Here is a 6512-nt window from a genome sequence, read left to right as displayed (position 1 = left end):
GCTTGGGAGTCGGCAGGTCGGTAGCGGGAGGCGATGTCAAGGGCCGCCGGCTGGGGTATCCGACGCGGGAGCATGCTGCGCTGCAGGGCGAGTGCGGTCGTGCGCTCACGAGAGTAGCGGCGGGCGTTGTCCACGCACACGGCCGCTCTTGCGGTGATCTCCTCGGCGAGCAGGAGGTCGTCGTCGTCGAAGGGGTCCGGGGTGCGATGCCGCAGGAACATCACGACGCCCAGGGTGGTGCCACGGGCCCGCAGTGGCGCTGCCATCACCGCGTGGATGCCGTACTGGCGGATGCTCTGGACACGGGCCCGGAAGTGCGCCGTCCACCTGCGGATGTCGGGGTCATCGACGGAATGTCGTGAGGCCAGGCCGGTGGCCAGGGTCCGCGCCAGGAGCGAGTATTCGGGGTGGGATTCGGCCGCACCCGGCGTGACCGCCGACTCGGGGCAGCCTGCCAGGACGGACTGCTGTGCGACCCGGCGCAGCACGACGGGGCCGGTGACCGGATCGAGCGTCGGCTCCTCGCCGTGGAAGATGGAGTCCAGCAGGTCGACGCTGACGAAATCGGCAAATCGGCCGGCGGCGACGTCCGCCAGCTCCTGGGCGGTGCGGGTCACGTCCAGGGTGCTGCCGATGCGGGTGCTGGCGTCGTTCACGATGACCAGCCGACGCCGGGCCCAGTACTGTTCAGTGTAGTCAAGCACCGCGGCGGAAACGCCCTGCACCCGGCCGTCCTGATTCTTCAGGGGGAAAAAAATTATCGACCAGGCGTGCTCGCGGGCTTCGCCGGGAGCACGGCCGTAGTTTTCGTGGCGCATCATCTCCCCGGTCCGCAGCACCTGTTCCTGCAGCCTGTCGTACTCCTCAAAGGGAGGATAGGGCGCTATTTCCCGCAGATGCAGCCCGCGCATCTCCTCTTCCGTTCTGCCCATCAGGCGGGTCATCGCTTCGTTGGCCCTCGCAAGCCGCTCCTTGCCATCGTAGATTGCTACCGGGATCGGGAGTTGGGCCAGCGTCCAGTCTCTGAGCGCTTCCGTCTCGGTGCTGTCCGTTTCGGTGCCTTCCGGGTCGGTGTTCATCGGTGCGCATCTCACCCTCGCCGCGGCCATGGCTCGGGATCCTCACAGGCAGGACTCCGCGGCATTGTTCCAAGGGTGCTGCCCGATTGTGCCGCTTTCAACCCGAGGCTGCGGGCATCCGCACGGTGCTGGCTCGTTTCAGTTGCCCGCCGGTATCGACGTTGATGGGGACAAGACCGGAAAACTGGGTGGCGACGGTGCTTCGGGGAGAGTCGGGCACACACGGTCGAAGGTGACGCCGGGGGCCATGACCGACCATTCCGTCTGGGTCGGGTTGGCCCCGGCCAGGCGACAGGCGCGGGCCACCGGGTCCGTCACTGCGGCGCGCAGCGGGGCGATATTCCACCTGACGACGTTGCCGTACTCATCGTAGGTGGTCAGCGTGTCACCGGTTTCGGAGAATGCCACGCCACGCGGATAGGCTTGTAGGGTCACCGCCGTGACCCGGTGGGGTGCGGAGGTGAAGGTCATGTCCCACAGCACTACTTCGTCACCACCGCCGACAGTGGCGAGGATCCGTCCGTCCGGGCTGAACGCAATGGCGGGTATCGGCGCGCCGCTGCTGATTTTCACCCGGAACCGTGGTGCGGCCGTAGCGGACACGTCGGACACGTCGAATACGTAGGTGTCCTTAAGAAAGGCGGCCACCAGGGTGTTCCCATCGGGGGAGAAACGGGCGGTACCGGAGACATGCAGGTGGGGACGGTCTGGGTCCACGAGGGTGCCCAGCGGTTTCGGACCGCGGAGATCGGCGAGGTCGTACAGGTAGTCACCGCACAGGAGGATGCGCCCCCGCGGTCTGAAGGTCACGGCGCAGCTCGCGGTCCCGTACGCGGTGAGGGATGACGCCTGGACGGGGTGGCGTCGGTCGGAGATATCCCAGATGGTCGTTGGTCCCGCAGCGCTGCTGACGGCAAGGAGCGTGTTGTCGGGGGACACTGCCATGTACGCGACGGCGCCAGCACCGTCGGAGATGCGGAACTGTGCGGTCGACACCGGCGATGCGGGGTCGGAGACGTCCCAGACGGTCACGGTCCCGTCGCGGGCGGCGGTGGCGAGGGCGCGGCCGTCCGGCGCGAAGACCACCTGCGGGCGGTCCGGGACGTCGACGGTACCGGCGTCGCGACCGGCTGACGGACCTGTCAGGTACATCAACACCGGCCGACCGCCGGCGCCCCAGGCCGCCAGCAGCGTTCCGGTCGGGTCGAGGGTCGAGAAGCGCAGCGGCGTGTAGGGGCTCTGTAAGAACAGGGTGGTTCCGACGATCGGTTGTGCCGACCGTGTCGGAGTCAGGCGGTCGGCCAGTGACCAGAACAACACCGTGTCGTCATTGCCGCCGGTGGCCAGGGTGGCGCCGTCCGGCGCGAAACTCACCGCCTTGATCAGATTCTGATGTCCGGTGAAGGTGGCGGTGCGCACGGACGTCGCAGGAGAAGCGACATCCCACAGCGCGATCGTGCGATCCGTGCTGCCGGTGGCCAGGCTCCTGCCGTCGGGGCTGAAGGCGACCGCGCGGACCGCGCCACCGTGACCGCTCAGGCCTGCGCTCTGGCGTGGGTGGGCGGGGTCCGTCAGATCCCACAGCCGTGCCTGCGCGTCGTCCGCTCCTGTGGCCAGGGTCCGCCCGTCGGTGCTGAAGGCGGCAGACAGTACCGCGGGGCGGCCGGCCGGGGTGAGGCCGGCCGGGGTGAGGACAGCCTGCCGGAGCGGGTGGGAACGGTCCGTGGTGTTCCACAGCTCGGTGGTTCCGTCCTGCCAGCCGAGGGCCAGCAGCCGCCCGTCGGGGGAGAAGACGGCCGCGTTGAGCGGGCCGGTGTCGTGTCGCGGTAACTGGACCAGGCGCGTCACATCCGAGGGACGCGTACCCACCGCCCACAGCGAGAGCACTCCGAGATCGGATGCGACCAGCGTGTGCCCATCGGGGCTGAATGCCGCAGCCTGGATGACCCCCGCAGCCTGGCCGTTTCCCGCGATCCCGTGGACGGTTCCCAGGCCGACGGGATGCGCGGGGTCCGCCAGGTCGAACATTCCCATGACACCGTCCTGGCCCAGCAGGTACAGCAGGTGCCCGCCGTCGTCGAGCCAGGACGCCATCACCCCCTGGGTGAACACAGGCTGCTCGTGCGCCACCACGTCGGTGAGCTTGCGGCGATGATCAGGTTGAGAGACGTCCCACACCTGTGCCGTGCCGTCGCCGGTGCCGATGACCAGGATCCGGCCGTCCCCACTGTAGGTCACCGTGCCGACGACGTTCGGTAGGTTCTCAATGGCTCCGGAGAACTGGGTACCTGCCAGGACGTCGAGCAGGGCCGCCCGGCTGGTCTGCGACGGGTCCCGTCGGAATGCCTCCACCGCGAGCAGCAGCGCGGACCGTGGCTCGGTGCCGGTAGCCGAGATGGCCGCCGCCTGAAGCTGGCGGACGGTCGCCGCCCGGAGGTTGCGCTGTGCGCTGGAGCGCTGCTGGAACGCCACTGCGGCGGCCAGCACCGTCAGGCACAGAGCGAACGCCAGGCCGGCGAGGATCTGTCGCAGCCGGCGGACCCGCCGGCGTTCCCGAGCCTGTTCGGCCTGTTCCGCTCGGATGCTGGCGTCGAGGAATTCCCGGTCGGCCATCCGCAGCAGGCGCTCATGCCGCGCGTCGGCGGCCCACTCGCGGGCCGCAGCCAGCCGGACGCCGCGATGACAGAATGCCGGATCACGACCGGCACGCTGCCAGGCGTCCGTCGCATCGGCCAGTTGCTGACGGATGACCAGCCCGGCGCGATCCTCGTCGAGCCATCGGCGCAGCCGGGGCCAGGCGCGCAGCAGAGCCTCGTGGGAGAGCTGCGCCCCGCCGTCGTCGACGGTGAGCAGCCGGGCCTGCGCCAATCGGTCGCACACCAGGGTGATGATCTGGCGCTCCACGTTGGAACGGCCGTGGGTAATCTCTCGTAGGTCGACGCGGCGTCGCACCGCCTCCCCACCGCTGTCGCTGTCGCTGAGATGAACCATGTGTAACAGCAGGTCCCGCAGAGCCAGCCGGCCCGGTTCGGACAGCGTGTCGTGGATCTCCTCAGCGGTGCGGGTGACGGACCGCCAGATCCCACCGGTGGCCTGGTAGCCGGCGAAAGTGAGGGTGCGACCGCTGCGCCTGGTCCAGGTGGCGCGCAGCGCGTGGGCCAGGAACGGCAGGGCTGTGCCCAGGCTGGAACTCCCGCCCTCACGCAGGTCCCGCAGCAGGAGATCGGTCAGACCAGGCTGCAGGACCAGGCCGCCTGCCTGCGCCGGGCGTTCGATGGCCGCCCGTAACCCGGCATCGTCCAGGGGCGGTACCGTCACCTGGCCGTCCCGCAGAGCGCGGACCAGTTCGGGATATGCCAGGCAGTTGCCGTAGTGGTCCGCGCGGAGCCCGAGCACCACCCGCGTACGGTCCGGGCCGGTGTCGGAACCGGCGCACAGCACGTGGATGAATCGCGCCCGCTGATCCTCGTCCGGGCACCGGGTGAAGACCTCCTCGAACTGGTCGACGACAAGTACCGCGCACCCGCCGGACCGCTCCGCGATGCTGGGCAACCGTCCGGCCAGCAGTTGCCGTTCCACCTCATCCAGAGGCTTCCCGGTGGCCGCCGTCAGCCGTTCGGCGAGAGCCTGCAGCGGCTGGGCTCCCGGCGCCGCCAGCAGCACCGCCGGCCAGGGACTCGTCCGGTCCGCATCGTGCCGGCGGTCCAGGCCGGCCAGCAGCCCAGCACGCAGGATCGAGGACTTGCCCACCCCGGAGGACCCCACGAGCATCACTGGACGGTGACCGGTATCGCTCCCGGTGACCTCGCCCAGCAGGCGCTGGACGACATCCTCCCTGCCGAAGAACCGTTCGTGGTCCTCCGCTTGGAACGGCTCCATCCCCGGATAGGGACACGCAGAGTTGTCAGGTGGCCGCAATGATGTGTCATCGGGCTCCGCGACGGGCTGGTAGGCGGGATTGGAGGCAAGGACGAGTTCCCCGGCCCTGCCGTCGCTCTGCCGGTGCGGCCGGGCCGCCGCGGCCTGCAGGCGCCGGTCGAGGTAGCCGTAGACGTGGTCGAGGGTCAACCGGACCGGGCCGGCGGGGTCACCCTCGTGCAGGAGCCGCAACAGCTCGCCGGTGAACAGGGTGTGGCGCTCGCCCGGCGGAGCATAGGAGACCGCGTAGTGGGACGCCGAGGTCAGCAGGTAGCTGCCGCGTGGCCGGGCGGAGGCGTAGGGATCCCGTTGGCGGCCGCGGCCGGTCGCGTCCGCCAGCCCGGAAAAGCAGCAGTCGAGCATGACCACGGTGCTGGCGGGCAGGTCCGCGAGAATGTCGCGGATGGTCTGATAGGAGGCCGACCGGGCGATCCGGTCTCCAGCGAGGCTGGCATGCGTGGCCAGGTAGAGCCGATCCCCTGGCCCGAGCAGGCCGTGCCCCGCGAAGTAGAAGAGAACGACGCCGGTGGCCTGTGCGGCGATCTCCTCCACCGCGTCGAGCACAGCGCCTTCGTCGGCGGGGTCGATGATGGTGCGGATGTGTGCGGGCTCCATGCCGCACACCTCTTCGAGTGCCCGTCGCAGATCCTCGACCGTGGTGGCCACCGACGGCAGATCCGGCAGGCCCGACGCGTCGGTGTGCCGGCTTGTTCCCACCAGTACCGCCCGCGCACCCATCCCCGCCAGGTCACCGAGCGGTGGTCGCCGGGGTGCCGTCATCCGTCCGCGCCCTTATTCGGCCGGGTCTTCCGGTTCGACCGACCCCGTGCCAGGTTCCAAGGACCGGGCGAGTTGTTGGGCCAATTCACCCACCTGTCGCGCGTCCAGCCCGCGGACGTGCTCGGCCGCCACTGCGATCGTGGTTCCGTCAGGTCGGGTGACGGTCACGGTCTGGTTCCCGGTGCGGCGCTGCACCCACGTCACCAGTGCGGCGGCCAGCACTGTGGCGACCCCTCCCGGTTCCAGGACCACGGTGAGGAGATCTGCGGCCGTCCCCATGGTCCCGGCCGCGGGCTCGCCCGTCGCGCGACGACGGATCCGGCCACGCAGCTGCGGCTCCCTGGCAAGCCAGGTTCCCAACGGCGCCGCGCCGCCATCGGTCCGCTCACTGCCGTCCTGCACCGCGATGACGACATCCATAGTCCGTATTGTGCTCTTTTGGCTGTACGGGGTGCGGGCATGGGTGCGGACCCTGGAGCACCTCGACAACCGGCGAGCACCCACGCTTCGCACCGGAATGGCCACCGCGTACTCTGTGCCTCCTCGTGCCCGGTTATGGGGAATCGCGGCGAAACGGGACCAGCTGCCGGGCATCCGCCGCCCGGACAGCAGGGGGCAGTGATCGGGGTGGACACCGAAACGGCAACGGGGGCTGCTGTGGGTATTGCAATGGTCGACGCGGTCAGGATGGCCGCGGACAACAAGCGGGCACATGAGGCCCTGACCGCCCGGCAT

Annotated in this window: 3 protein-coding genes; all 3 read right to left on the bottom strand. The window is 69.7% G+C overall.

From position 1 onward, the window contains the following. The coding region (locus U9980_RS18850) for a PAS domain-containing protein (RefSeq protein ID WP_322769125.1) at positions 1 to 1079 on the bottom strand (1079 nt) is incomplete at its 3' end. Between the two features lie 138 nt (positions 1080 to 1217). Further along, entirely contained in the window at positions 1218 to 5777 is a 4560-nt protein-coding gene (locus U9980_RS18845; protein WP_322769124.1) for a caspase, EACC1-associated type, read from the bottom strand. Positions 5778 to 5789: 12 nt separating this feature from the next. Next, positions 5790 to 6197, bottom strand: a complete 408-nt coding sequence (locus U9980_RS18840) for an effector-associated constant component EACC1 (protein WP_322769123.1) — start codon at positions 6195 to 6197, stop codon at positions 5790 to 5792. Positions 6198 to 6512 lie beyond the last annotated feature (315 nt).

Origin of the sequence: Protofrankia sp. Cr1, from assembly GCF_963555865.1 — a bacterium.
In the GTDB taxonomy this organism is placed as follows: Bacteria; Actinomycetota; Actinomycetes; order Frankiales; family Frankiaceae; genus Protofrankia.
The sequence above is the reverse complement of the archived record's forward strand: the minus strand, read 5'-3'. Positions and strand labels throughout refer to the sequence as shown.